Origin of the sequence: Nostoc punctiforme PCC 73102 (genome assembly GCF_000020025.1) — a bacterium.
In the GTDB taxonomy this organism is placed as follows: domain Bacteria; phylum Cyanobacteriota; class Cyanobacteriia; order Cyanobacteriales; family Nostocaceae; genus Nostoc; species Nostoc punctiforme.
Genome location: NC_010628.1, coordinates 692,171 through 717,441, shown reverse-complemented (window position 1 = coordinate 717,441; position 25,271 = coordinate 692,171). Strand labels below are relative to the sequence as shown.

Below are 25,271 nucleotides of genomic sequence, written 5' to 3'. Positions count from 1 at the left end.
CAAATAACTTTTCACGCTGTAACTAACTGCTTAAAGCGCTCATCATCGGCAATATCATCAAAATCTAGGTCAGTTGCTGCGTCTTCTTTATACCTGGGATCGAGTTCAATTGCCTGTTTCAGAGTTGCCAAAGATAGTTCAACTTGTCTTTGCAGTGCGTAACAGGCTGCTTTGTTGTAATAGGCACTGGCATAATCTGGCTTAATTTCTAAAGTTTTGTTAAAACTAGCGATCGCTTCATCATCGCGTCCCAATCTTACCAAGGTATAACCGCGTTTATCCCAGATTTTGGGAGAATTGGGTTGAAATTCTAGCGCTTTATCAAAAGACACTATTGCCTCTTCATATTTTTCCAATGCTACGAGAGAAAGACCGCAATTTAACCAAGCAACAGCATCATCAGGCTTGATTTGTGTAGCTTTCTCGAATGAAGCAAAGGCTTGCTGATGCTGTTGTAATTTCCCAAAAGCAACGCCGCGATCGCACCAAGCTTGATGGTAATCTGGTTGAATCTGAATAGCTCGCTCGTAGGATGCGATCGCATCTTTGTAGCGTTTCAACCTTCCGAGAGTTAGACCTCGTTTTAACCAAGCCACAGGTTCATCAGGTTGGATTTTAACCGCTTGGTTGTAAGCTGCGATCGCATCTTCATAGCGCCTTTTAGAAAACAGCTCATCTCCCTCTTTTACATACTCCTCAGCAGTCAATTCTGGTTGTTGTGGCGGTTCCTCTACTTCTTTTTCTTCCTTAACTTCATAATTCACCGCTTCTAAGATAGATTCAGGTGTAATTTCAGTTAGTTCTTGAAGAATAAGATCCTTTCTTTCTTCGGCATCCAATTGTAACTCAGAGAGTTGAGAGACAAACTCAGTTTCTAATCTTTCTAACTTCTCCAAAATAATAATTTTTTGTTGTTGAGCATTCCATTGCAATTCTGAAAATTGCGAACTAAATTCAGAAGCAGATTTTTCTAAATTTTCAATAATTAACACTTTGCGCTTTTGAGCATCTAATTGTAATTCAGATAGTTGTTCAGCAAACTCTGACTGTAATGCTGCTAAACTTTCAACAATTTTATTTTTTTGCTCCTGAGCATCCGCCTGTAGTTCTGATAACTGAGATTTTAATTCATTATCTAACTTTCCTAAACTCTCAAATGCGTTCTCTTTTTTGTCGTGAGTATCTACTTGTAATTCTGATAATTGATTGGCAAATTCTGACTGCAATTTAGCCAATTTTTCAAAAACTATATCCTTTTGCTTTTGAGCATCAGACTGCCATCCAGAAAGTTGAGATATGAACTCAGACCTTGATACTTGTAAATCAGCAACGGCTAGCTCTTGCTGTTGTTGTACACCTAACTTTAAATTAGACAACTCTTGTGTCAGAACAGATGCTAAATTTCCTAGATTTTCCAGCGCTACATCTGTTTGTTGTTGAGCATCAAGCTCTAATTTAGATACAACAGTAGCAAAATGTGACTCTAAACTTTCTATATTTTCTTGAGATTTTTTGAGTTGACTTTCTAATCTACTTAATACCTGTGATTTAGCTAAATCTAGTTCCGATGTCAGGGTAGAGAAATTTTCTTGTTCGCTTTTAATTTTTTGTTGTAAACTAACCGTTTCCCGTTCTAATTCATCATTTATTTTTTTAGCATCTTGAATAACATTTTCAGCCTCTTGTTTAACGGTGGCTAGCTGATTTTGTAATTTTTCCATTCCCTGTAATTGTTGCATCGCTCTATCAACAATTTCACGGATTACCACCCGTCGGAGAAGCCAAAATAAAGCAATGATTGCGACTGGAAATAGGCTTAATATAACTAGCCAGACATTGAGTAAAATAGTTGTACGGCTAAAAGCGCTATTAAAATCAGATTGGACTTGCTGTTGAATTCGCTTTTCTGCTCTTAGTCGTGCTAATTCTTCCCGTTCCTGATTCGACAACACCGAAATCTGGGTTAGTGCTGGGGAAAGTGATGGTGCAGATTGCCCATTGGCAATTCCAACGGATAATAGTAAGGGTAAAAAGACAATAGTACTTTTTACAATTAAAGCGAAAACAGCTTGATTTTTGCTCTTCATAACAACCATTTTCAGTCTGTTGGTCAGTTTTTGAAGCGGCGTGCCTCTTTCCAATCTATAACAGAATTAAGTAGTGAAATGTTATAGAGATGCTGGGAAATTCTGAATAATCCTTAACTAATCTATTCCCTCGTCTCTTCGTGTACGTAAAACTTTAGTGCTGGGGTGCAGTCAAGTTTTTAACATTATTTTTTGTGAAGTACTATTATAACATTACTAAGGTCAAACTACTGCCAAAGACGGCGAGAACTAAAGCAACACAAATAAGAATTTATTAACCTATGGAAGACAGATTGCAGTAGTATCAAGACTTTATTAGACCATATACCGAAATACCTTCGGGCTTTGTTGCTACAGATGCTAGGGTGTTGAAACTGGAATTTGCACCTATAGGTGAAGTGTCAGGTGTGCGTACTTCGCACTAACATTAGATTATCTAAGGTAAACAGATTACTTGTTCTAAAATTTACTTAACAAAGGCGGTAGAAAATGGGTAGGCTAAATCCTTATACACTGCAATTGCAGATTACCCGAATGTTTGAGCAAGGGCAATCATTTTTTGCCACAACCAAGGTACAAGAATGGTTGAAAGAACGCAAACATAATCCAGAAGATTATGACATTCTTTTCCATAAAAAACCCGCACCTCCAGGTTCAAAAGAAGTGATGGTAGTGGAAATTGAATTACGCCGCAAAGATGGACAACCTGTAGATCCTTGGTTACAGGAACAAGCAAATCTTCATGCCTAATTTTATCAACTAGCAATTCTCAACTCTAATTCATATTACCTTAACAGAATTTACTAAAAGATAGCGTTCTCAATTGCAGAACGCTTTTTGCTATTTTTGTATTCATAAATTATTTATAAAAAGAAATTAACCGCAGAGGCGCAGAGAACGCAGAGAGAATAATCAGGGATATTGACGACTCATTAATTTAGGATTGCTATATAGCAAATTCTATTTCTGCTTCTACACTTTTTCTATTTCTGTGGTAGGTTACGGTAAGTCGCCACGTATGTATATTAATCAAAATCACCCAATCAGGTGAATCAAATGGGTGAGGTACAAGAAACATAAATTATCGTACCTTAAGACTATAAATAGTTGCTTGGTGCAATAATTTATAGCCTCAAATTTTAGGAAGTAGATGATGACTGTAAACCAAATTATTGGAGATTCACAAAATCAGATTAATGCCAACTTTGGTAAACGTTTCTTTGCCTGGATAATGGCTCAAAGTAGCAGCACGTATAATAAAATCGTCAGCGATCGCAAACGTTCTCTTTTTGCAAATCTCCAAGGTAAAGTGTTAGAAATCGGTCCAGGAACAGGCCCTAACTTACCCTACTACCCTAAAGATATCCACTGGATAGGAATCGAGCCAAACCCACACATGCACTCCTATCTTCAAAAACAAGCTAAAAAACTAGGCTTAAATATCGACCTCAGAATTGGTAATGCTGAATGGTTAGATGCTGAAGATAACAGCATAGATACTGTTGTTAGTACCTTAGTTTTGTGTTCGGTGCCGAATATAGATTATACATTACAGGCAATTTTAAGAGTACTCAAACCAGGTGGACGGTTCTTATTTATTGAACACGTTGCCGCACCTCAAGGGACTGTATTGCGACAAGTACAAAGCGCAATTCGTCCGACTTGGCAAGTGATAGGTGACGGTTGCCATCCAGATAGAGAAACTTTGATTGCTTTAGAAAATGCTGGTTTTGCTAGTATTAATTATGAGCGATTTGATGCACAATTGCCGATTGTTAGTCCTCATATTATCGGCGTAGCTACCAATTAAAAAACTTTTTTATAGTATAAAAAAGTTTTTTAGTAAAGTTCAATAAAAATTAATGTATAAGTCTGTACAGGCAGGCTTAATTTGTATAAACCAGACTTTTAATCTCACAACAATTCCTCAAAATCATATTCACCCTCATTGTGTTTTAATCCGAAGTTTAGATTCTTATCATTGTGGGGATTGTAAGAAGTATTAGGTAGACTAATAGCGCCTAATATTTTTAATATGTAAACTTCACGTTCACCAAGTCCCATAGCCCCTGTAAAATCCGCAGAACGCCAAGACCTTAAGACACTTGTAGCTTCATCGGCAGGTAAATTTAGACCAGTTTTTAATTCAAGATAAACATCTTCACCTTCAACAGTAAGAATTTTAAGAACTCCTTGATTAATTTCCTCATTTAAAATGTACACTGATTTAATTATATAGTTCCATTTTAATAATCTATTTTCTCCATAAGCGACAACTATTTCGTTCTGTTTAACTTTAAAAGGTAAATTTGGTCTATTTGAATGATTACCCTCATGAGGGTAATAAAAAAAGATAGCTGGTATCTCAGAATTCCAATTAGTTAATAATGAGGGTGTTTTATTTAAAGGTACTTTTGAAATCCAACCTATTAAAAGGTCTCCTAGCCTCAAATGGTTTAAGTTACTATTTCGTAGGGTAGCGTGTAACATTATAGATTTGCTACTAAATCTAGTATTGCTTAAATCAGCATTATCTAAATTGCATTCTGTGAGATTAGCTCCAGAAAAGTTTGCATATCTTAAATTTGCACCAGCTAGATTTTGTCCTCTCAAACTAATAGGGTCATATTGGACTAGAATAGTGGCAACATTACCACCAACTATACCTACTTCTTGTAAAGTTTTACCACAGGTTTCTGTAATTATAGTAAATAATCTAGTCTTGACTTTTTCCTTTTCGGGAGAAATCATATTTCCTATTAATTCAAAGATAGCATTATTCTGTTTTCTATTTAGTACTTTGCTGATATTTTCACTAATAAAGTCTGTATTTAGTGTTTCTTTTCCTACAGTTTCTGCTAATACTTCTATTTTCTCAGGAATAAACTCTTGCAGATATAGAATAGGTTTAATATTGCCATTCTCATCACATTCCCGCCGAAAATAAGATGACCAAGTATAGTCAGATGAAACACTCTCATTTAAATGAGATTGTGCTTTAGCTAAGTCGGCAAAATCAGGAGCTATAACTCCTAATTCAGCAGCAAATTTGTAGGCGACAAAAAACTCTAAAAGGGAGCGATGCGCTGGTGAATAGTCACCATCTGCATTACGGATGAGCATAGTCTGACCCATCATATCAAAATGCCAGTGGTCTAGATATTTTTCCTCCTGCACAGCATGACCAAAAAGACGGCGTATTCGATCGGGGAAAAGTCGGTAGTTAAGACTCATCTGATCAGTTGACAGCATCTCCCACGACAACTCACATAGAAAATAGAGTTTATCAGCTAATGAGGTAAAAGTACGCTCTGCCTTAATATCTCGCTCCATCTTGTTGCGTACAGCATAGAGATAAATACGTGACATATCTACTGGATTTCCTGCTTCAATATCAGGTAAAGCTTCCAGGATTAGTTCAGTCATTACTGGGCGACGGGCTAAGTCTAAGAGTTGGGGATTTTCCATTATCTGTTCAACAGTGGAAACTCCTGCTCGAAATGATAGCACCTGACGAATTTGGTCATCGCTGAATTTCTCTAGTTCTAGCACCTCAAATTGTGGAGGTTCACCAGTGAGAGCAGAAGTAGAAGCTTCTAATTCTGCATTTAGTAAAGCTCGACCATCTTTAGCTTCTGGAAAGTGTTCTGTTCGGCAGGTAAGAATTGCTTTAGAACCAGGTACAACAACCCTAGCTAACTCCCAGAAGTTATTAATCATCTTTTGGTTATCTACCCGATCTGCCATTTCATCAAATCCATCAAAGATGAGTAGTAATTTCCCCATACGGTTGAGTTGCTCAAATACAGAGTAACCAAGAATAGGAATTTCATACTTGCGAAAAAAGAACTCTGAGAACAAAGACTCAACACTGACTGCTTTAGCATAGTCGCGTAAAGGAATAACCAATGGAATCCGAGGTCGTTCACTTTTCCGGTCTTTGGCATCACGATAGCGTTGTAGAACAGTCCAAGCATAGTGCAAAGTCAACCAAGTTTTGCCAGTGCCAAACTCACCTAGGCATCATGTAAAAATAACTTGAACAATTTGCTGAATGGTAAGATGATCAGAATGTAACCGAATTAAAGGCTTATATGTCTGATAAGCAGGTAGTAGAAAGCATTCAAGACAAGTACGATTCGTTATCGCCTTATTTGAATGAGAAAACACGGCGTATTTGGGCAGCAATTGAAGCCCGAAGCCTGGGCTGGGGAGGCGTGAGTCAGGTTGCGCTCGCAACTGGACTATCCCGGACTACAATCCATGCTGGGATACGGTTATTGTTAGACGCTTCGGGGGAAAAAACCTCGAATGATGATAGTAATCGAATTCGTTCGTCAGGTGCTGGACGTAAACTACTTGAAGAAAAAGACGCAATGCTGCTATCAGATTTAGAATCGCTGATTGAACCAGTGACACTGGGAGACCCAGAATCTCCTCTAAAATGGACTTCTAAAAGTGTTGTGAAACTGGCTGCGGCATTAAACATTGGGGGACATAGGACTAGTCCTAAAAGTGTTTATAACTTACTTGAATCGCTTGGCTACAGCTTACAATCAAATCGTAAAACCCGTGATGGCTCATCTCATCCAGATAGAGATGATCAGTTTTTACATATTTCCAACCAAGTCTTGCACTTTCAATCCCAGAACGAACCCCCGTAATTTCAGTTGATACAAAAAAAAAGAATTAATTGGAGATTTTAAAAATTCTGGAACCGAGTGGTGTGAAAAGGAACAGCCAATTGAGGTGAAAATGCATGATTTTGTTGACCCCAAGTTGGGCAAGGCAATTCCCTACGGAATTTATGACTTAACCTCAAATCAAGGATGGGTAAATGTTGGCATTGACCACGATACCGCAGAGTTTGCAGTCGAGTCTATTCGTCATTGGTGGTACTCAATGGGTAAACAAGTTTATCCCAGCAGTGAGCATATAATGATTACGGCTGATTGCGGTGGTAGCAATAGTTATCGCTCACGATTGTGGAAATTGAAGTTACAAGAATTAGCAACTGATACTGGTAAAACTATTCATGTGTGTCATTTTCCTCCAGGCACAAGTAAATGGAATAAGATTGAGCATCGCTTGTTTTGTCACATTACCCAAAACTGGCGAGGCAGACCATTAACTAGCTTGCAAGTTGTGATTAATCTAATTCGCAATACTACCACCACACAAGGATTAGAAGTTGAAGCTAGATTAGATCCAAATCTCTACAAAACGGGAATCAAGGTTACAGACCAAGAGCTTGATACTATCGCAATCGAACGAAATTCTTTTCATGGTGAGTGGAACTATATTATCAAACCCAAAGTAGTCAGTTAATTGTTCAATTTATTTTTACATAACTCCCTAGTATTGAGATATGCTCTTTAGCCCGATCGTTTAGCCAGTGATCAATGTAGCCTTCAATCCAACCATCATCTGCGTTGTATCGACTAACCCCCAGTTTTTCTTGAGTCACAGGATCATATTCTTCTTTAATACAAGCAAGAGGAACATACATTCTGTCAATACCCTTACGCTTAACCTCAGCTTCTAGCCAGTCTAAGTATTTGCTAAAGTCAGCTTGTTCATCTAGTAGTTCGTCAAAGGTATAGCAGAAGATATCTTGATTTTCTTCCTTTTTCACTTCATTGCGAGCTGCTGGACTAATCCTGCGAGCAGCGACTAGCCAAGCTTCTTTTGTCTTATGCTCATCACAGCTTTTCGTAAAGATTGAACATCACTTAACCCTCCTTCACGCTCAACACCACGCACAAAGATGCGGTCGTATCCTCGCCGTGCTGGAATATTAATGATCCACTCGAAAAATTTCTCTTCTTCTACCTTATGTCTATCAAACTTATATCCTAGAGTTTCAAACCACCCACTCATTTGCTGTGCTAATATAAATATCCCAATTCTTTCATTTTTTGACTCATCTGCTGGCTGAAGTTCTTGATAAGTTCGTGACTGTATAGCTAACTCAAGTAGAATTTCCTTTGGTTCTTTTAGTCTAGATAACTGCTCTTGAATAATTGATATATTTTGATTTATAGTCTCAAGCTTTCGATCTCTTAAAACTTCTGATGGTTTGCGTGTGCTATTGGCAACCTCAATAAAAGCCATAGCAAAAGCAGCATATTCTGGAAGCGGGTCAATACCAAGTTTTTTGATTTCATCACCCAAGGCATACCCATCTATAAAATCTTGACCTTTTTTGATGAAGATTAAAGGGTCATTTTGTTCAAATGCTTCACGGAAAGCCTGCTTGATTTCTTCCTGCCGAAATAATTCCAAAATTTCATGTGGTTTTCCAACCCCGTACTGTACAACAGTATAGACATATACACCAGAAAAATCAGCAGGTGGATGCTCAGGGTAAAGATCAAGTTGTTTTAATAATTTGCTTACAATCTCACTACGCTCAAGCTTATTTTTTATAGAAGGAACTCCCGCACCAGCAATTGCCTGGATTGCTTTCCCTAATAAATCTATGACCATAAATCTTTCCTGATATAGATGATTAATTAAGCCGATGCTAGTAAACAATATGCATCAGTTATACATCAGAAATTTAAGGGTTGTGTAGTACATTTGCAGGGAGAAAGTTCAGTTTAAGCTACTCAACTTTATTTCTGAATAACATTCTACATTCTTTGAAACCTTTCTTCCATGCCGACATTGCCCTGTAAGCCTCCTGTGTGTACCAGCAGCAACGAATCGCCTTTACTAAAAAATCCCTGTTTTAGTAAATCCATCACACCGTAAAACATTTTGGCGGTATATACGTAATCAAGAGGTATGCCATGTTCCTCCCTGAACTGTTGGCTGAACAATAATAACTCCTTGTTCACCTTTGCATAGCCGCCAAAGTGGTAATCACATACCAATTCCCAAAAAGCAGGGGAGTTAGATGGTGTGGGTAAATCAGAGGCGAGGTAATTTGTCAGCAGACTTTCGATTTCTTGTGCAAGAAATGAGCCATTTTTCAGAACGGGAAAAGCGATCGCTCTTTGTCCTTGATGCAATGAAAGCGCAATCCCAGTAAGTGTGGTAGCTGTACCGCAGGCTACGCATATACGATCAAATGCGTAGGCGTAGCCAGCACTTCGACTGCGTTCAGTGACCGCCGTAGACATCGCATCACCAATGATCTCCATACAGCCGCGCACACCATTTAAATTACTCCCGCCTTCGGGAATGATAAACACTTCACCGAAGCGTTGTTGCAGATATTCCTCTACCACTGGTGTGTTGCGCTGTCGATACATTTCGCGGTTCGTATACACAAGCTGCATACCCTGTTGTACAGCAAAATTCAGCGTCGGGTTTAATGGTAGTCTCTCCTCCCCACGAATTACGCCGATGGTACGAAAACCGAAAAGATTACCAGCCGCCGCAGTTGCATAGATGTGATTGGAATAAGCGCCGCCAAAAGTAAGCAGCGTTGTGAAATTTTTCTCCTTGGCCTCCAAAAGATTGTATTTCAGCTTGAACCACTTATTGCCGTTAACCCACGGGTGCATGAGATCCAGGCGTAGTACATACAGATCAACACCAGCGCTACGGATGATTTCGCTGTTGATTTGTTGTATGGGAGGTGGAAAAAATATTACAGACATGCGAAATCATTCTAACTGATTATTTACATCTTCTCACATTCATTATTGAAGATAAAAGTAATGATAAACATTGAGCAATTCAATGGTAAATCAATCTAAATAATGAATAAAACTTTCTGATGATTAGCTTTAGAAATTGGCATTTTACTAATTGAGTATTTCAGGTAAATATAAGAGACATAACGCTCGCTTCAGATAACAATCTTTTTGGAGAAAACAAATGGTTGCACTCATACAGCCCACTCAAGTTACTCCCAACCCAGGACGTTTGACAGTAGAAACTGTTGAAATTGCTCCTCAAACAACTGCTATTCGTTGTCTAGACTGGGACAATACCTTAGCCAAAATCAGAGGGTGAAGAGAGAGGGCTGATGTAGTAGAGTTATTGTCTTCCCAAACGACAACTCAAAAGCCACAATCAACCCATGCCCGATATCTTATCACTCCTGCAATGCCTGCTACCGCAGATAAACGCGACAACGATGCGGCAATTGAACCAAATTATCCTGGCAATGTTAGCTCTAAGTGGTCGAGTCACGATGTTGGGAATTGCCCGTTGGGCAGGTGATGGCGGTAGCTATCGGACAATGGGGAGATTTTTTTCTACAGTAATACCTTGGGCAACATTGTTTTGGCTGTTTTTTCGTCAACATTTGTGGCGAAAAAATGATGTGTATTTGCTTGCAGGAGATGAAGTTGTAGTTAGTAAATCGGGGAAGCAAACTTACGGAGTAGATAGATTTTTTTCTAGCCTGGCTAGTAAACCAATTAATGGTTTATCTTTCTTCGTATTGTCATTAGTAAGCGTAGAAGGAAGGCAATCATTTCCGATTGGAATAGAACAGGTAATTAAAAGTGATGCCCAAATAAATAACACCTTGCCAATCAAAAAAGTAAAAGCTAAAGAGAAACGTGGACGGGGACGACCGAAAGGCAGTAAGAATAAAAACAAAACCGAAGTGATATTAACATCTGAACTCTTGTTAATTAAAAAGAGGATTAACTCACTATTTGAGCTAGTAGCTAACTTTATCCCCTTGACATACTTGGTAGTAGATGGTCATTTTGGTAACAACAATGCCTTGCAGATGGTACGACAAGTTAACTTGCACATAATTTCCAAGCTGCGCCATGATTCATCATTATACATCCCTTATGAAAATCCTGACTCGAATAAACGTTCTCGTCGTAAATACGGGGAAAAACTAGACTACCGTAATCTACCTGAGAAATATTTGTGTAAAAGTGATATTGAAGATGGAATTCAAACTGATATTTATCAAGCTACTCTTCTTCACAAAGAATTTGCTCAGTCTCTCAATGTAGTTATTTTAGTCAAAACTAATCTTAAAGCCAATATACGTAGCCATGTAATTTTATTTTCCAGCGACTTAGATTTGACGGCTGACAGAATTATTGACTATTACAAGCTTCGTTTCCAAATCGAGTTTAATTTTCGGGATGCCAAGCAATTCTGGGGCTTGGAAGATTTTATGAATCTGAGCCAAACTGCTGTGACTAATGCTGCTAATATTGCATTCTTTATGGTCAATTTATCCCATCATCTTCTAGCTGATTTCCGTAAACATAATCCTGGTTCTGGCATTATTGACCTGAAAGCTTATTACCGTGGTTTTCGATATGTTCATGAAATGTTAAAAATACTTCCTCAAAAGCCTGAGCCTATTTTACTAGCCCAAATTTTTGCCAAGCTCACTTCTTTGGGACGTATTCATCCCCTTTCCACAGGTGTTGAACCCTCGTAAATTGGCAACGGTATTGCTGGGATAGAGAACGTTTTGATGTCGAGTTTGGTCTACGGAATGGTACGACTTATAATTCTTTTTTAATTCAGGGAGAAAAAGTTGCCTTAGTTGATACATCTCACCGCAAGTTTGAGCAATTATATCTTGAAATACTTGTGGGATTAATTGATCCGACTAAAATAGATTACTTGATTATTAGCCATACGGAACCAGACCACAGTGGCCTAGTAAAAAATATTTTGCAACTAGCTCCATCCATTACTGTTGTTGGTGCTAAGGTAGCTATTCAATTTTTAGAAAATATGGTTCACCAGCCCTTTAATTCAAGGCAGGTGAAAAGTGGAGAGCGATTAAATTTAGGCAACGGACACGAATTAGAATTTATCTCTGCACCCAACTTACACTGGCCTGACACAATCTTTACTTATGACCACAAAACTAGCACTCTCTACACCTGTGATGTGTTTGGAATGCACTACTGTGATGACCACACTTATGATGAAAATATCACCTTACTTGAGGAAGATTTTCAATATTATTATGATTGTCTTATGGGCCCCAATGCCCGCTCTGTTTTGGCAGCTTTAAAGCGGATTGAAAAGTTAGAAATAGGAACAGTTGCTACGGGACATGGACCTTTATTACAACACTATATTCCAGACTGGCTCGGACGGTATCAAAACTGGAGTTTAGAACAAGCAAAAACAGAGACTTTAGTGGCTCTATTTTATGTTGAAGATTACGGGCATAGCGAGCAGTTAGTCCGTACCATAGCTCATGGATGTGCGAAAACAGGCGCAGCAGTGGAATTATTTCCTCTCAATAGTTCTGAACCTCAAGAAGTTAGAGAATTAGTTGCACAATCTTCTGGTTTAGTAATTGCAATGCCACCCCAATCTTCGGTGATAGCTCAAGCTTCTTTAAGCACTATTTTAGCTGCTGTTCACAAAAAGCAGTCAATTGGTTTATTAGAGTCGGGAGGTGGAGAAGATGAACCTATTTATCCTTTACGCAATAAGTTTCAAGAACTGGGATTAACTGAAGCCTTTCCACCTATTTTAGTTAAGGAAATTCCTACCCAAGCAACGGAACAGCTTTGTGATGAAGCGGGGACAGATTTGGGTCAATGGTTGAACCGCGATCGCACCATTAAACAAATCAAATCTATCAATACGGAGCTAGAGAAGGCTTTAGGTCGTCTTAGCACAGGCTTATACATTATCACTGCCAAAAAAGGAGAAATTCAGAGTGCAATGTTGGCTTCTTGGGTGACACAAGCGAGTCTTGAGCCTTTAGGAGTTGCGATCGCAGTATCCAAAGATCGGGCAATTGAATCTTTGATGCACGTTGGCGATCGCTTCGTTCTAAACGTTTTAGAAGAAGGCAAATATCAAGGATTAATGAAACATTTCCTCAAGCGTTTTGCTCCTGGTGTAGACCGATTTGCCGGAGTGAAGACATATCCAGCAAAAAATGAATCGCCCGTTTTAGCTGAAGCTTTGGCTTATATGGAATGCGAAATCACTAGCCGCATGGACTGTGGAGATCATTGGGTAATTTATAGCACAGTCCAAACTGGAAGAGTTGCCAAGTTAGATGCACTTACCGCCGCCCATCACCGCAAAATTGGCAATCATTATTAAATAGTCACTGGTCATTTGTCATTAGTTATTTCTTATTCTCCCCTTGCTTCCCCTGCCCCCTACCCCACACAGACGCGATGAATCGCGTCTCTACAACTCCCAAAAAATTATGTATAAATCTGTTGAAAATACCCCGATTACCATGTACGAAATCAATCGTGGGCGTGTTGTCCGAAGCTTGGAATTTATCCAAGATGTAATTGTAATTTCTTTGTGTATCGGTTTATTTAGCTTCATGGTGCTTCAGGTGAGAGATATGTTTCTCTCCTTACTTCCACCTTTAGATTTTCATGCTGTTACTGCTGATATTCTCTTTTTGCTCATATTAGTTGAGCTATTCCGATTGTTGATTATTTACTTGCAAGAACATCGAGTATCTATTGGGGTAGCTGTTGAAGTTTCCATCGTTTCTGCTTTGCGAGAAGTCATTGTTAAAGGTGTCTTAGAAACAAGTTGGAGTCAAGTTTTAGCAACTTGTGCCTTTTTATTAGTCCTGGGAGTACTACTATTTCTCCGAGTTTGGCTACCCCCTACCTTTGAAGGTATCGACCCGGAACAAGAAGTATCTAAACGCTATAGAAGCCGAGCCAAGTCTGAATTAATACAAAACAATGGCCATTAAAAATAGGGAGTAGGCTTGCCGTGACTTGTGCCGAGCAAAGCCGAGGTAGCGTAGTCGAACGGGAGTAGGTAGAGACGCGATTCATCGCGTCTAAATCTTCTGTCATGCCCAATTCCCAATGCCCAATTCCCCATTATTAACAGAGGTTATTATGTCTGTTGCAACATTAACGCCCAATCATAGCAGAGATGTACAAGTTGCTGAAATTGGTAAAAATACTCTGATTCTGCGATCGCGGACTTGGGACAGACTAAAATTTGAGGTGGAGTATTCCCGTCAACGGGGAACTACAGCAAATTCTTATCTGATTCAAGGTGAGAAAAAGGCTTTAATTGACCCTCCCGGCGAATCTTTTACCGAAATTTACCTTGAGCAACTAGCACAATATCTAGATTTTATCTCCCTCGATTACATTGTTCTCAGTCATGTCAACCCGAACCGTAGAGCAACTCTGCAAGTATTACTCTCTCTGGTTCCTCAAGCTACTCTAATTTGTTCTCGCCCCGCCGCCAATGCTCTAAAAACTGCCTTTCCCGAATTGGAATCACCTATTCAAGCGGTGCGATCGGGGGATACTTTAGATTTAGGACAAGGACATCATCTATCATTTGTCACCGTACCAACTCCCCGGTGGGCTGATGGGCTTTGTACTTATGATTATGCAACAAAAATTCTCTACACAGACAAACTTTTCGGCGCTCATATTTGCGAAGACACTTTGTTTGATGAAGATTGGAAGGGATTAGACGCGGAACGTCGTTATTATTTTGAATGTCTTCATGCACCCCAAGCCAAACAAGTCGAAGTAGTCTTAGATAAATTGTCACTTTTGGGAGCCAGATGTTATGCCCCAGCCCACGGCCCAGTTGTCCGTTACAGCCTGAGTCGTTTTACTTATGATTACCGTCAATGGTGCCAAGGGCAAAAATCTCAAGAATTGAGTGTCGCTTTGCTTTATGCTTCTGCTTATGGAAATACAGCAATTATGGCGAATGCGATCGCTCAAGGTTTGATTCAAAATGGAGTTAATGTAGAATCAATCAACTGTGAACTAGCCGATTCTGCGGAGATTAACCGTATTGTAGAAACTTGCGATGGCTTAATTATCGGCTCACCCACTTTAGGCGGCCATGCACCAACTCAAATTCAAACTGCTTTAGGAATAGTCCTCTCGGTGGCGGCTAAAACTAAGTTAGCAGGGGTGTTTGGTTCCTACGGTTGGAGTGGAGAAGCAATAGATTTAATTGAAAGTAAGCTCAAAGATGCAAATTATCAACTAGGGTTTGAAACAATTCGGGTGCGTTTTAGCCCTACTTCTGAAATTCTTCAGCAGTGTCAAGAAGCAGGTGCTTTTTTTGCCCAAAACTTGAAGAAAACCAAAAAACTTCGTAGTTCCCGCCAGATTGTGACAGAAACCCATGTAGATCGTACCGAACAAGCGGTGGGGCGAATCATTGGTTCTCTGTGTGTTGTGACAACTCGTGATGAAGAAACTCACAAAGGGGTTTTAACTTCTTGGGTATCGCAGGCAACTTTTAACCCGCCAGGAATTATGATTGCGATCGCTAACGAGCAGAATGCAGATTTAATGCATCATCCTGGGGATAAATTTGTGCTAAATATCCTTAAAGAAGGAAGAAATGTGCGCCGCTATTTTTCTCGTCATAGCACTTTAGGCGATAATCCCTTTGCAAATCTAGCCACAAAAACTGCTCTGAATGGTTGCTTGATTCTGAATGAGGCATTAGCCTATTTGGAATGTACGGTGCAAAATCAGCTTGAATGTGGCGATAGATGGTTAATTTATGCCGTCATCGATCGCGGTGAAGTGTTGGAAAATGATGGTATCACTGCTTTGGAGCATCGGAAATCTGGCAGCTATTATTAAGAGTTACCAGTAAGGACTTCCAAAAAATAAATTATCCAAAAGAATTTATGCATTGGTGGGGTAGCACGGCTGGCTGTGCTACCCTACTCTTTTTCGTCAGTCGAATCAGTCCGAACCTGGCTAATTCAGTTAGAGGATGTTTGAAAAGTCCTTTTGTCGGTATCAAAAGTTTTAGATCCCTCTAAATCCCCCTTAAAAAGGCATCTTACCCAATACTGCTTTCACGTTGCCCAAGAAATTCAGCAAGCTATCCAGTAACTAAATATTCCCCATGCTGTATGGGCTGTGAAACCGCGCGTTACCCTGAATGACCAAAATAGCTTTATGATTCTCTACAAAAGCATATTTGAAAATATTGTGGTAGTAAACCTAAATATTTTCAAGCTCATTCTGGAACATCGGAAATTGCTTAAAAGTGATTCGTGCAATCCGGGTATTGAACGTTCTTCCAGGGTCAAATAAAGTGCAGGGAGATGAAAAGTATGGCTGAACACCCATTTCATGACCAACTGGGTTTAGAGGAACAAGCTGAGAAGCTTGGAAAGCAAGCAGTAAGTTTGGGTCTGATTCCCAGTTTTGTGGTGCATTACTTTCCAGATACTTGGGTATTTTATATACCTAATGAAAGTCAATCAGAAGCGCTGACACCAGAAGAGGCATACTTTCGTTTAAATCAACTGGTTAGACAGTAGATGTTTTAACGACAAATTTTTGAAGATAACAGCTAAGTACTGTAATCGTTAAGTAACAGTAGTTATGGCGAAACCTGCAATTTTAACCGTCGATGACGATCCAGAAGTGTTGCAAGCGGTGTCACGAGACTTGCGGCATCAGTATGGCGATCGCTTCCGCATTGTTCGGGCAGATTCTGGTATTACCGCTCTGGACGCGGTGCAGCAACTCAAATTACGGAATGAAGCAGTTGCTTTATTCTTGGTGGATCAAAGAATGCCCCAAATGGGAGGTGTGGAGTTCCTGGAACAGGCAAAAGTCATTTTTCCTGATGCGAAACGTGCTTTGCTGACGGCCTATGCAGATACGGATGCTGCGATTAAATCAATTAATAGTGCCAGGCTTGATTACTACTTACTCAAGCCCTGGAATCCACCAGAAGAGCGATTATATCCGGTTTTGGATGATTTGCTAGATGACTGGCTAGCGGGATTCCGCCCACCCTTTGAAGGGATTCGAGTCATTGGTAATCGCTGGTCGCCTTTTTCCCATCAGGTAAAAGACTTCCTGGCGCGTAATCAGATTCCCTACAAGTGGTTAGATATTGAACTGGAGCCGGATGCAGCCAAATTACTAGAATACGCCCAAGCTGATGGCAGACAGCAATTGCCCTTGGTGCTGTTTCCTGATGGTTCCAGATTAATCCAACCATCTAATTTAGAGATTGCCGCTAAAATTGGACTGCAAACTCAGGCAGAGCGACCATTTTATGACTTGGCGATCGTCGGTGCTGGCCCTGCTGGACTGGCCGCCGCAGTCTATGGCGCTTCTGAAGGATTGAGTACGGTTTTAATTGAGCGTGAAGCACCAGGAGGACAAGCAGGCACGAGTTCGCGCATTGAGAACTATCTGGGGTTTCCTGTTGGCTTGAGCGGCAGCGATTTGGCTAGGCGCGGAGTCACCCAGGCGCGGCGATTTGGGGTAGAAATTCTCACTCCTCAAGTAGTAACTGGAGTTAAGCTGCAAGATCCTTATCGGGTTCTGCAATTGGCGGATGGTAGCGAGATTAGTTGCCATGCACTTTTAGTTGCAACCGGCGTTTCCTACCGTTGGCTAAATGTCCCAGGAGCCGAAAAGTTGACAGGAGCCGGAATTTATTACGGTGCTGCCATGACTGAGGCGATCGCCTGTAGCAATGAAGAGGTTTACCTCATAGGTGGGGCAAATTCTGCCGGACAAGCAGCAATGCATTTTTCTAAGTATGCCAGCAAAGTGATTATGCTGGTGCGGGGCGAGTCGCTTTCATTGAGTATGTCCCAATACTTGATTGACCAAATTGCGGCGACTGCAAATATCCAAGTTTGCACAGGTTGCAGCGTTGTGGAAGTGAAGGGAGATGAACATTTAGAAGAAATTGCGATCGCCCATAGCAAGACTGGACAAACTGAAATCGTGCCAGCGCGATCGCTTTTCATCTTCATTGGTGCTATCCCCAAAACTGATTGGCTCGATGGTGTGATTCGACGCGATACTCAGGGGTTTATCGTCACAGGCCCCGACTTAACGCAAAATGGCAAATCTCCTCCAGGTTGGCCTTTGGAACGCTCACCTTTCTTGCTAGAATCCAGCGTTCCTGGCATCTTTGCAGCCGGAGATGTGCGATCTGGGTCAATTAAGCGGGTGGCATCCGGTGTGGGTGAAGGTTCGATCGCTATTCAATTCGTTCACCGCTACCTGAGCAATGTTTAGCTGGAACAGGAAAAACTAAGGAGGTTGATTCATGTTGTGTATTGAAGAATTGATCGACTTAGACCCGTTTCAACAGCTTTCTCAAGAGCAATTGGAGTGGGTTTGCGATCGCGCTCAAACAGTTGAACTTTCTGCTGGAGAAGTGTTGTCCCATGAGGGAGACCTTGCATGTCGCTTATTTATCTTAGTCAAAGGGAAAATCAAGATCACCCGCCGCAGTGAAGGAGTTGAAATTCCCATCGGGCAACACGAAGCCCCATCCTTTTTTGGTGAAATTCCAGTACTCACAGATGAACCTGCACCTGTCACAATGCGGGCATTGACAAATTGCCACCTCTATCAATTAAAAGGAGAAGATTTCCGTAAACTGCTCCATGAATGTCGTAATTTTGAGCGGATGGTTTTCCGCATTATGGAACGTCGTCTACGGGGACTAGAGTCCTTTATTCGGGGACGGGAAAAGATGGCCGCTTTAGGGACACTTTCTGCCGGTCTAGCTCATGAACTCAACAACCCAGCCTCAGCCCTCGTTCGGACTTTAGGGGAAATGCCGGCCGCCATCCTGGAACTACAACGAATGAACTTAGTTTATGGGCAACGCAATGTTGAAGAAGCCCATACTCAAGACTGGTTGAGAATCCGGGATCAGGGCTATGATGCAATTTTGAATAATCGCCTAGATCCAGTGACATTAAGCGATCGCGAAAACGTCTTGCTGGAATGGTTAGAAGATTATGGTGTGAAGCAGGCATGGAAATTAGCCGAACCTTTAGCAGAAGGTGGTGTTGAGGTTGAAACCCTAGATAAGATGATGGAACGTTGGCGCAACGACGAGACTGAATTGCGAGAAATGGGATTGCACTGGCTATCGCTCTCATTTGAAGTCATGTCAATGATTAAACATGGTTTACGAGGAGCCGAGAGAATTTCCGAACTTGTGCAAGCGATGAAGTCATATTCTTACCTCGATCAAGGCGTTCAGCAAGAAGTCAATGTGCATCAAGGTTTAGAAGATACATTGCGATTGTTTGTTCATAAACTCAAATGCGGCATCCAAGTACAACGCAATTACGATCAACACCTTCCTAAAATTCTTGCTTATGGCAGCGAACTGAATCAAGTCTGGACGAACTTAATTGACAACGCCATAGATGCGATGGATGGTAAGGGACTGCTGGAAATTACAACATACCATTGCGATCGTTTTGCCCATATTGACATCATCGATTCTGGTAGTGGAATTCCACCTGAAATCAAAACCCGCATTTTTGAACCTTTCTTCACTACTAAATCAGTGGGGCGTGGTTCTGGACTTGGTTTGGAAACCGTTCGCCGGATTGTAGAAAATCGTCATCACGGTACGCTCTCATTTGAATCACAGCCAGGTAGAACTTGTTTTACTATTTGCTTGCCCAAGTCAGCCCCTTTAGGGAATTAAAAATTAAAGATTAAAAATTAAAGACAATCAGTGGGAGTCTGTCTGACTTTTCACGGCATCTGGAAAACCTCTCTTCTATTTCTCTCTTCCTTTAAGGAGAGAGACTTTGAATTTTCCCCCTTCCCGCGTCGGGAAGGAGGTTAGGGGGTTAGGTTTTTGGTGGACTTTTCCACATAACCTGAAAAGTCAGGGGAGCCTGTAACTCGAAATTAATTAATTCAAAATTTTCTTTATTCTTCCTAACAGAATTTTGCATTTTGATAGGACTTACGCACGAGTTACGGAATAACGTAGACGCGGAGCGGCTTGCCGCAGGCTACCACAGAGGCACAGAGGGCACGGAGAAATCAGAGTTTGAGAGATAATTTGCGTAAGTCCTATTTGAATTAAACAAAGGTCAAATCAATGATTCATTGATTCTGGCGGCGCTTTTATTGATTGCTGGAATTATTGCTCTTAATTGTGTCAGGGTATCATCAGCTAAAGTGCCCAGAATTTGCAGAATTTAGTTCGGAGTAATTTAAGCACGCCAGCGAAGTACTTGATCCTTAACAGGGTTCACAAATTCTCGTCCTTCAGCGACAGACCGGGCATACTCCCGCTTTAACTGGTAATACCACTGCGCCTGCATATCTGAATCCTTAATCAGTCGCAGTACAGGATTATATTTAAGGCCAATCTGTTGCTTTTCCACAACTGTTCGGTCTTGACCCAGGAAGGTTTGTGCCAATACATGCAGCAGTGGCTTGAAAAATCCCACCCAGGGAAGTGTCGAGTAAAGAACAAAAGTTACCTCAGTTTCTGTGTCTGAAATGGGGGTAACTGCCGTTAAATTAACAACTCTATGGTTGCCAATTGTGGTTTCTTCTATTCTGACGCTAGGTAAACGAAAAGAAATCTCTGTTTCCGGCACACCACCACCAATCAGCAAGTATAATCTACCCCCATTTGCAGGCAATCGGTGTCGTCGCATTGTGAAGCCGTAGGGCGAAGCATCGAATTGCTTAACTTCCTCATGCAGTTGCCCACTTCGCCACCACCAAGCACGATGAACATAGGGAGAATGAGCAGGGTCCATCAGACCTACTACTGCATGATCCACAAAACAGGGGAATTTCATTACCTCTACAAATTGGGGCGTTGGCGAAGCCCCCCGTAGGGATCGCTCCTCAAACCCTGGGATCACCGGAATCTCCATATCAGAAGCAGCAGGCTGAGATTTATCGGGATCAGCCATATATATCCAAATATTCCCTTGGGCTTCCCGAACTTCGTATGATTGTACGTCAAAGCGGCTTAAATCCATCTGCTGCTCCTCAACAAGAGATGGAATTGCAGTACAGCGTCCAGCTGAGTTAAAGCGCCAACCGTGATAGCAGCATTCCACTTCCTGCCCATCGAATCTACCACAACTTAAAGGCACGGCACGATGAGGACAAATATCTCTCATAGCCGAGACTTTACCATTTTGGTCTCGGACTAGCAGCACAGGTTCACCCAAGAAAATGCGGCTGATCATCATACCTGGCTTGATCTGATTACTAGGTAGAGCATAGTACCAAGTATTACGTAATACAAAGTTATCGTTATTTTTCATCACTAATTGCCTCTGCCTTTGACACAACGAAAGTTCTGGTTTGTGGAAAGGAAGGTTATGCTTAGAAACATTCTTTCAGATTTTTAATTGCTGTAAGTAAATTCAACTGATGCACTTGTTGATCGTCGTGTTCGTAATTCTCTCAGATTTGGGTTGTTCTGAGAGGATTGTAGATGTGAAGTTGCATTATTCACCAGAAATTTGGACAAATACCGTTCTTTTACGTGGCCCATCCAACTCAAAAAACAACACAGATTGCCAGGTTCCCAAAGCTAATTTCCCATCCACAATGGGAATTATCTCACTAGTGGTCAGCATCATTGCCATTAAGTGAGAGTGAGCATTAATTGGCTCATCTTCCGGGACATCTCTTAAATGCAAGTCATTATGCAAGTAACTGTCCGACTCTGGCGCTATTTTTTTTAAGAATACTTTTATATCTTCTAACAATCTGACTTCATTCTCGTTGATAGCTAAAGCTGTCGTTGTATGACGAGAAAATACTAAAACTTGTCCATTTTTAATTGATGTTGAAGCAAGAAAGTCTTGAATTTCTGGTGTTATATTATAAATATTAATTTTTGGTTCAGTTTCAATTTCAATTAGCTTATTAATAATCGGCATCTGTTCAATTTTATATTTAGGATTGCAGAGCAGGCAGGAGGCAGAAGGCAGAAGGCAGAATGAATGACTTTTAACTTCTAACTATAGTTTCCAAACCTTGTACTAATCTTTCTATACCTTCTTTGGCTGTCTCTTTTTGCAGCGCACCGTAAGCAACGCGCAGGTAACATCCGTCATCCATACCAAAAGTTGTACCTGGAATGACTGCTACTTTATGTTCCTGGATTAGTCTTTTAACTAACTCAAAAGCATCCATCTGAGTATTAACTTTGAGGAAAAAATAGAAAGCGCCATTAGCAGGTGTAATGCTACATAAACCTTCTAGGCGGTTAAGAGAGTCGAGTACTAATTGCCGCACTTGAAAAATTGCACCTATATTACTCTGCAAATACTCCTCTTTCGCTTGCAATGCCCCTAAAGCTGCATATTGGGAAATTACTGGCGGACAAATCAAAATTGTATCCTGGACTTTTTTGATAGCGACAAATAAGTGTTTGGGAATCACCATATAGCCAATGCGCCAACTAGCAAAACCGTATGCTTTGGAAAGGCTAAATAGAGAAATAGTGTACTTGCTCTTCCCAAATGCACCAGGAGAAACGTGTTTTACGCCGTTATAGGTAAAGTATTGATATGCTTCATCGCTGATGTGGTAGATGCGGTGAGTGTCACAAATTTGATTTACTTGGCGCAATGCTGCTTCTGAATAGACTACTCCAGTGGGATTATTGGGCGAAATTGTGACTATAGCCCGGGTTTTGGGAGTAATTGCTTGAGCGATCGCTTCTGGGCGTAGTTGGTAATTTTCATCTGTCGCCACTAACACCGCACGACAACCAGCAATTGCGATCGCCATTTCATGGTTGAAATAGTAAGGCGTATTCAAAATAATTTCATCGCCTGGGTTAGTAATAGCAAGAATGGCATTCATAAATCCCATATTGCTCCCTGCTGTCACGACGATGCAGTTTTCCCCATTGATTTCAATACCATTGAAGGCTTGCAATTTTCCAGCAATTGCTGTCAGCAATGGGGGAATTCCCTCGACTGATTTGTATAAATTGTTAGCAGGATCGGCTAAAAATTTGGATAAAAATTCAATAGCTTCCGGTGGTGGGTTGTAATGAACAACACCCTGTCCTAGAGAGATTGTTCCTGGAGAGTTTTTAATCAGTTCCCCAACCACAGGAATAATCGGCGACTGTACATCCTGCATACGAGAGGTTAGGGATTCCATATTTCCTTGGCTATGTATTGGGTATTGGGTATTGGGTATTGGGAATTGGGAATTGGGAATTGGGGAAACCCACGGGTTGCAAGCGTGGGTTGTAACAAGGACACCGATTTTAGAGCGCTGCGCGTCTCGAAAAACATCTTTTTTCAAATGGGATTTTGACCCATAACTAAGGTTTCTATCACTATTCCCTGTTCCCAATTCCCTATTACCAATAATAATTAACCGGATTTGCGATTAATCAAAAATTTAGTCAATCGAAATCTGTTGAGGCCCACTTGCTTTGCCATTATGTGCTTCTGTTGTGCTGCTGGTATAGCTATTTGAGCGGCTCTGTTGATCCAGCCAGCTTTTAACAGGATCGTCTGCTAGATTGAGCCGAAGCACACCAGAGAATAACCCACCTACAAATGAGGCTGGATGCTGGATAAATTCTCTGAATATAGGTGACAATTCATTAATGAACATAAAAAGACTCCTGGCGGTGCCATAAAAAATTATTACTTCTTAATTGATCGTAACCTGTTGATTAGTATATGGTCGGCGGTAACGAAGTTGCGAACTTTTTGAGCTTCAACTCGAACAAAAAATTCCCGACTTTTTAAAGAAGTCGGGAATTTGAGCTTGCGGTATTAATAAGCAGTGAGCAGGGGAGCAGGCTTGCCGTGACTTGTGCCGAGCGGAGCCGAGGTAGCGTAGCCGAACGGGAGCAGAGGGGAAGGGGCATGAAGAAGAGACAAGGAAGAGGTGAGAGACGGAGAGACTTGTTTAATAATTCCCCCTTGTCCCCCTGCTCCTCTGCCCCTCTGCCCCCTGCCCCCTAGCTTTTATCAAGCTACAGAGAATCTATAAACTGCTGTACTTTTTCCAAGAGTGGCTGGTGTTCGATTTGCTCTGCTAAATCTTGAGCGTTTTGGTAGCACGATCGCGCCATTTTTTTACGTTTTGTTGTGGCGTAAAGGGTTCCCATATTCAGCAAAGTTGAAATTTCTCCGAGATTATCGCCCAGTTGTTGATAAATCACAATGCCTTGCTTGTAGAACTTCATTGCTTGGCGATGCTGTGCCAGGGTGCTGTAAGTAAAACCAATGTTGTGAAGGGTTGTAGCAACGCCAGCGCGATCGCTGATTGCCTGACGTGTCAAAAGAACTTGATAGTAGAGTAATAGCGCTTGTTTCGGTTTTCCTAAATCACTATAGATTGAGGCAATATTATTCAAAGTGGTTGCTTCACCAAGCACATTCTTGACGGCTCGTTGAATTGGAAGCGCTGCTTCAAAAAATTCTAGTGCTTGCTCAAACTTGCCTAAGACATTGTAAGCAAACCCAATGCCATTGAGCGTTGTTGCCTCACCAGAAAAGTCACCTAACAATCGCCGCATTCTCAAAATTTGGTGTTGTAGCAACAGTGCCCGTTTCGGTTCTCCTAAGCGGGTATAAATTAGCGCTACATCATTAAGAGTAGAAACTTCACTTTGAATATCTTGCGATCGCCTAAAGATTGGCAGTGCTTTGTCAAAATATTCTAAAGCTTGCGAAAAGCGTCCAAGACGGCTGTAGGTAGAACCCAGATTGCTAAGTGCAGTTGCTTCTGCTGGCGGGTTGCCAATTTCAATAGCAACCGAAAGCGCCTGATTAAAGCGCTCTAATGCTCTTTGAGGTTGCCAGCAACTGAGGTGAGCTAAACCGAGATCGTTTAATGTGTGACCTTCTCTGGCTCGATCTCGAATTGCTCTAGCCAAGTGTAAATTTTTGGTTGCAAGATCGAGAGATTCTTGAAATTTACCGCGCTGGTAGTAGCGGTTTGCTTCATCACGACGTTGTTCCCACTCTTTGACTTGATTTAAAGGTTGCTTCATCTGACCTCAGTTGCTTTCTGCGATAAGTAGGCAGGAAATCTCTTGGGAGTAATCCCTCTTAGGTTTCCCAAATTTTAACCTTAATCTTCTGTCTTTAGATATAAGACGTAAATAGAGAAGTATGATATTGTTCCATATCTATAGGAATATTTATGAAGCAATTAATACAAATACTCCAATAGGGGCGTAAATCTGTGCATCCCCAGTAAAAACCTATATTCCAAGTAATTGAAAAGCTAAGATTGCCGAATTTTGACAGAATTGAGCAATTTTGTTGTCAGATGTTGGCAGGCAATTCTAGAGTAGAGGCAGTCTTACTGGAGGAATACTGTCCTCAACAAGATGCCGCGACCAGACCGATCTTGGGGTAAAGATAGCGAAGCTGCAACGAAGTGCCACGCAACAGCTATAAGCTAGCCTCAGCAATAATTATAGGAAATTTTTCTATTTTTCAATCCAACCAGAAGTCCTTGAATCGTCCTG

17 protein-coding genes and 4 pseudogenes are annotated in these 25,271 nt (G+C 41.0%); 11 read left to right on the top strand and 10 right to left on the bottom strand.

Features of this window, described 5'->3' with window-relative positions; genetic code table 11:
• Positions 1 to 11 precede the first annotated feature (11 nt).
• Positions 12 to 2,087, bottom strand: a complete 2,076-nt coding sequence (locus NPUN_RS03055; protein WP_041565875.1) for a tetratricopeptide repeat protein — start codon at positions 2,085 to 2,087, stop codon at positions 12 to 14.
• 489 nt (positions 2,088 to 2,576) lie between these two features.
• On the opposite strand from NPUN_RS03055, the gene NPUN_RS03050 reads away from it, so the two are divergent.
• Entirely contained in the window at positions 2,577 to 2,837 is a 261-nt protein-coding gene (locus tag NPUN_RS03050) for a hypothetical protein (RefSeq protein WP_012407382.1), read from the top strand.
• Between the two features lie 400 nt (positions 2,838 to 3,237).
• A complete protein-coding gene (locus tag NPUN_RS03045; RefSeq protein WP_012407381.1) occupies positions 3,238 to 3,897 on the top strand; it encodes a class I SAM-dependent methyltransferase in 660 nt (219 codons plus the stop codon).
• Positions 3,898 to 4,622: 725 nt separating this feature from the next.
• Here the strand turns inward: NPUN_RS03045 and NPUN_RS03040 are convergent.
• Positions 4,623 to 6,107: pseudogene (locus NPUN_RS03040) on the bottom strand (pentapeptide repeat-containing protein); the annotation flags it as partial.
• A 74-nt stretch (positions 6,108 to 6,181) separates the two neighbouring features.
• Here NPUN_RS03040 and NPUN_RS03035 point away from each other — a divergent pair.
• A pseudogene (locus NPUN_RS03035) lies at positions 6,182 to 7,415 on the top strand (ISAzo13-like element ISNpu10 family transposase).
• A gap of 4 nt (positions 7,416 to 7,419) precedes the next feature.
• Here NPUN_RS03035 and NPUN_RS37290 read toward each other — a convergent pair.
• From NPUN_RS37290 to NPUN_RS03025, 3 genes and pseudogenes are all read right to left on the bottom strand, one after another.
• Entirely contained in the window at positions 7,420 to 7,722 is a 303-nt protein-coding gene (locus NPUN_RS37290; RefSeq protein WP_052304553.1) for a hypothetical protein, read from the bottom strand.
• 3 nt (positions 7,723 to 7,725) lie between these two features.
• Positions 7,726 to 8,576, bottom strand: a pseudogene (locus tag NPUN_RS03030) (hypothetical protein); the annotation flags it as partial.
• Positions 8,577 to 8,722: 146 nt separating this feature from the next.
• Entirely contained in the window at positions 8,723 to 9,697 is a 975-nt protein-coding gene (locus NPUN_RS03025) for a 1-aminocyclopropane-1-carboxylate deaminase/D-cysteine desulfhydrase (RefSeq protein WP_012407380.1), read from the bottom strand.
• 220 nt (positions 9,698 to 9,917) lie between these two features.
• Here NPUN_RS03025 and NPUN_RS41515 point away from each other — a divergent pair, with 220 nt between their 5' ends.
• From NPUN_RS41515 to NPUN_RS02990, 8 genes and pseudogenes are all read left to right on the top strand, one after another.
• On the top strand, positions 9,918 to 10,055 hold the full coding sequence (locus NPUN_RS41515) for a hypothetical protein (protein ID WP_167315563.1): 138 nt from the start codon (positions 9,918 to 9,920) through the stop codon (positions 10,053 to 10,055).
• Between the two features lie 67 nt (positions 10,056 to 10,122).
• Entirely contained in the window at positions 10,123 to 11,463 is a 1,341-nt protein-coding gene (locus NPUN_RS03020) for a transposase (protein WP_012407379.1), read from the top strand.
• Between the two features lie 17 nt (positions 11,464 to 11,480).
• Positions 11,481 to 13,106 (top strand): annotated as a pseudogene (locus NPUN_RS03015) (diflavin flavoprotein); the annotation flags it as partial.
• A 109-nt stretch (positions 13,107 to 13,215) separates the two neighbouring features.
• Positions 13,216 to 13,728, top strand: a complete 513-nt coding sequence (locus NPUN_RS03010) for a phosphate-starvation-inducible PsiE family protein (protein WP_012407378.1) — start codon at positions 13,216 to 13,218, stop codon at positions 13,726 to 13,728.
• A gap of 151 nt (positions 13,729 to 13,879) precedes the next feature.
• Entirely contained in the window at positions 13,880 to 15,616 is a 1,737-nt protein-coding gene (locus NPUN_RS03005) for a diflavin flavoprotein (protein ID WP_012407377.1), read from the top strand.
• Between the two features lie 482 nt (positions 15,617 to 16,098).
• Positions 16,099 to 16,308: a hypothetical protein gene (locus NPUN_RS03000; RefSeq protein ID WP_041565155.1), complete on the top strand. Its 210-nt coding sequence runs from the start codon at positions 16,099 to 16,101 to the stop codon at positions 16,306 to 16,308.
• A 64-nt stretch (positions 16,309 to 16,372) separates the two neighbouring features.
• A complete protein-coding gene (locus tag NPUN_RS02995) occupies positions 16,373 to 18,037 on the top strand; it encodes an FAD-dependent oxidoreductase (RefSeq protein WP_012407375.1) in 1,665 nt (554 codons plus the stop codon).
• 31 nt (positions 18,038 to 18,068) lie between these two features.
• A complete protein-coding gene (locus NPUN_RS02990) occupies positions 18,069 to 19,475 on the top strand; it encodes a sensor histidine kinase (RefSeq protein WP_012407374.1) in 1,407 nt (468 codons plus the stop codon).
• A gap of 520 nt (positions 19,476 to 19,995) precedes the next feature.
• On the opposite strand, the gene NPUN_RS02985 is transcribed toward NPUN_RS02990, so the two are convergent.
• From NPUN_RS02985 to NPUN_RS02965, 5 genes are all read right to left on the bottom strand, one after another.
• Entirely contained in the window at positions 19,996 to 21,072 is a 1,077-nt protein-coding gene (locus NPUN_RS02985; RefSeq protein ID WP_012407373.1) for an aromatic ring-hydroxylating oxygenase subunit alpha, read from the bottom strand.
• 186 nt (positions 21,073 to 21,258) lie between these two features.
• The gene (locus tag NPUN_RS02980; protein WP_012407372.1) at positions 21,259 to 21,696 is read right to left on the bottom strand and encodes a secondary thiamine-phosphate synthase enzyme YjbQ; all 438 of its coding nucleotides are present in this window, start codon (positions 21,694 to 21,696) and stop codon (positions 21,259 to 21,261) included.
• Positions 21,697 to 21,766: 70 nt separating this feature from the next.
• A complete protein-coding gene (locus NPUN_RS02975) occupies positions 21,767 to 22,933 on the bottom strand; it encodes a pyridoxal phosphate-dependent aminotransferase (protein WP_041565154.1) in 1,167 nt (388 codons plus the stop codon).
• 246 nt (positions 22,934 to 23,179) lie between these two features.
• Complete coding sequence (locus NPUN_RS02970; RefSeq protein WP_012407370.1) at positions 23,180 to 23,398, bottom strand: ssl0294 family protein; 219 nt, start codon at positions 23,396 to 23,398, stop codon at positions 23,180 to 23,182.
• Positions 23,399 to 23,765: 367 nt separating this feature from the next.
• Positions 23,766 to 24,788 (bottom strand): tetratricopeptide repeat protein, encoded by a 1,023-nt coding sequence (locus tag NPUN_RS02965; protein ID WP_012407369.1) that lies wholly within the window; start codon positions 24,786 to 24,788, stop codon positions 23,766 to 23,768.
• Positions 24,789 to 25,271 lie beyond the last annotated feature (483 nt).

Bases quoted from the DNA above. Each gene is read 5' to 3' on its own strand.
- NPUN_RS02985 (WP_012407373.1), bottom strand. From the start codon at position 21,072: ATGAAAAATAACGATAACTTTGTATTACGTAATACTTGGTACTATGCT.
- NPUN_RS03000 (WP_041565155.1), top strand. From the start codon at position 16,099: ATGGCTGAACACCCATTTCATGACCAACTGGGTTTAGAGGAACAAGCT.
- NPUN_RS03045 (WP_012407381.1), top strand. From the start codon at position 3,238: ATGATGACTGTAAACCAAATTATTGGAGATTCACAAAATCAGATTAAT.
- NPUN_RS03025 (WP_012407380.1), bottom strand. From the start codon at position 9,697: ATGTCTGTAATATTTTTTCCACCTCCCATACAACAAATCAACAGCGAA.
- NPUN_RS03055 (WP_041565875.1), bottom strand. From the start codon at position 2,087: ATGAAGAGCAAAAATCAAGCTGTTTTCGCTTTAATTGTAAAAAGTACT.
- NPUN_RS02990 (WP_012407374.1), top strand. From the start codon at position 18,069: ATGTTGTGTATTGAAGAATTGATCGACTTAGACCCGTTTCAACAGCTT.
- NPUN_RS02980 (WP_012407372.1), bottom strand. From the start codon at position 21,696: ATGCCGATTATTAATAAGCTAATTGAAATTGAAACTGAACCAAAAATT.
- NPUN_RS03010 (WP_012407378.1), top strand. From the start codon at position 13,216: ATGTATAAATCTGTTGAAAATACCCCGATTACCATGTACGAAATCAAT.
- NPUN_RS02975 (WP_041565154.1), bottom strand. From the start codon at position 22,933: ATGGAATCCCTAACCTCTCGTATGCAGGATGTACAGTCGCCGATTATT.
- NPUN_RS03005 (WP_012407377.1), top strand. From the start codon at position 13,880: ATGTCTGTTGCAACATTAACGCCCAATCATAGCAGAGATGTACAAGTT.
- NPUN_RS03050 (WP_012407382.1), top strand. From the start codon at position 2,577: ATGGGTAGGCTAAATCCTTATACACTGCAATTGCAGATTACCCGAATG.
- NPUN_RS02995 (WP_012407375.1), top strand. From the start codon at position 16,373: ATGGCGAAACCTGCAATTTTAACCGTCGATGACGATCCAGAAGTGTTG.
- NPUN_RS41515 (WP_167315563.1), top strand. From the start codon at position 9,918: ATGGTTGCACTCATACAGCCCACTCAAGTTACTCCCAACCCAGGACGT.
- NPUN_RS02965 (WP_012407369.1), bottom strand. From the start codon at position 24,788: ATGAAGCAACCTTTAAATCAAGTCAAAGAGTGGGAACAACGTCGTGAT.
- NPUN_RS03020 (WP_012407379.1), top strand. From the start codon at position 10,123: ATGCCCGATATCTTATCACTCCTGCAATGCCTGCTACCGCAGATAAAC.
- NPUN_RS02970 (WP_012407370.1), bottom strand. From the start codon at position 23,398: ATGTTCATTAATGAATTGTCACCTATATTCAGAGAATTTATCCAGCAT.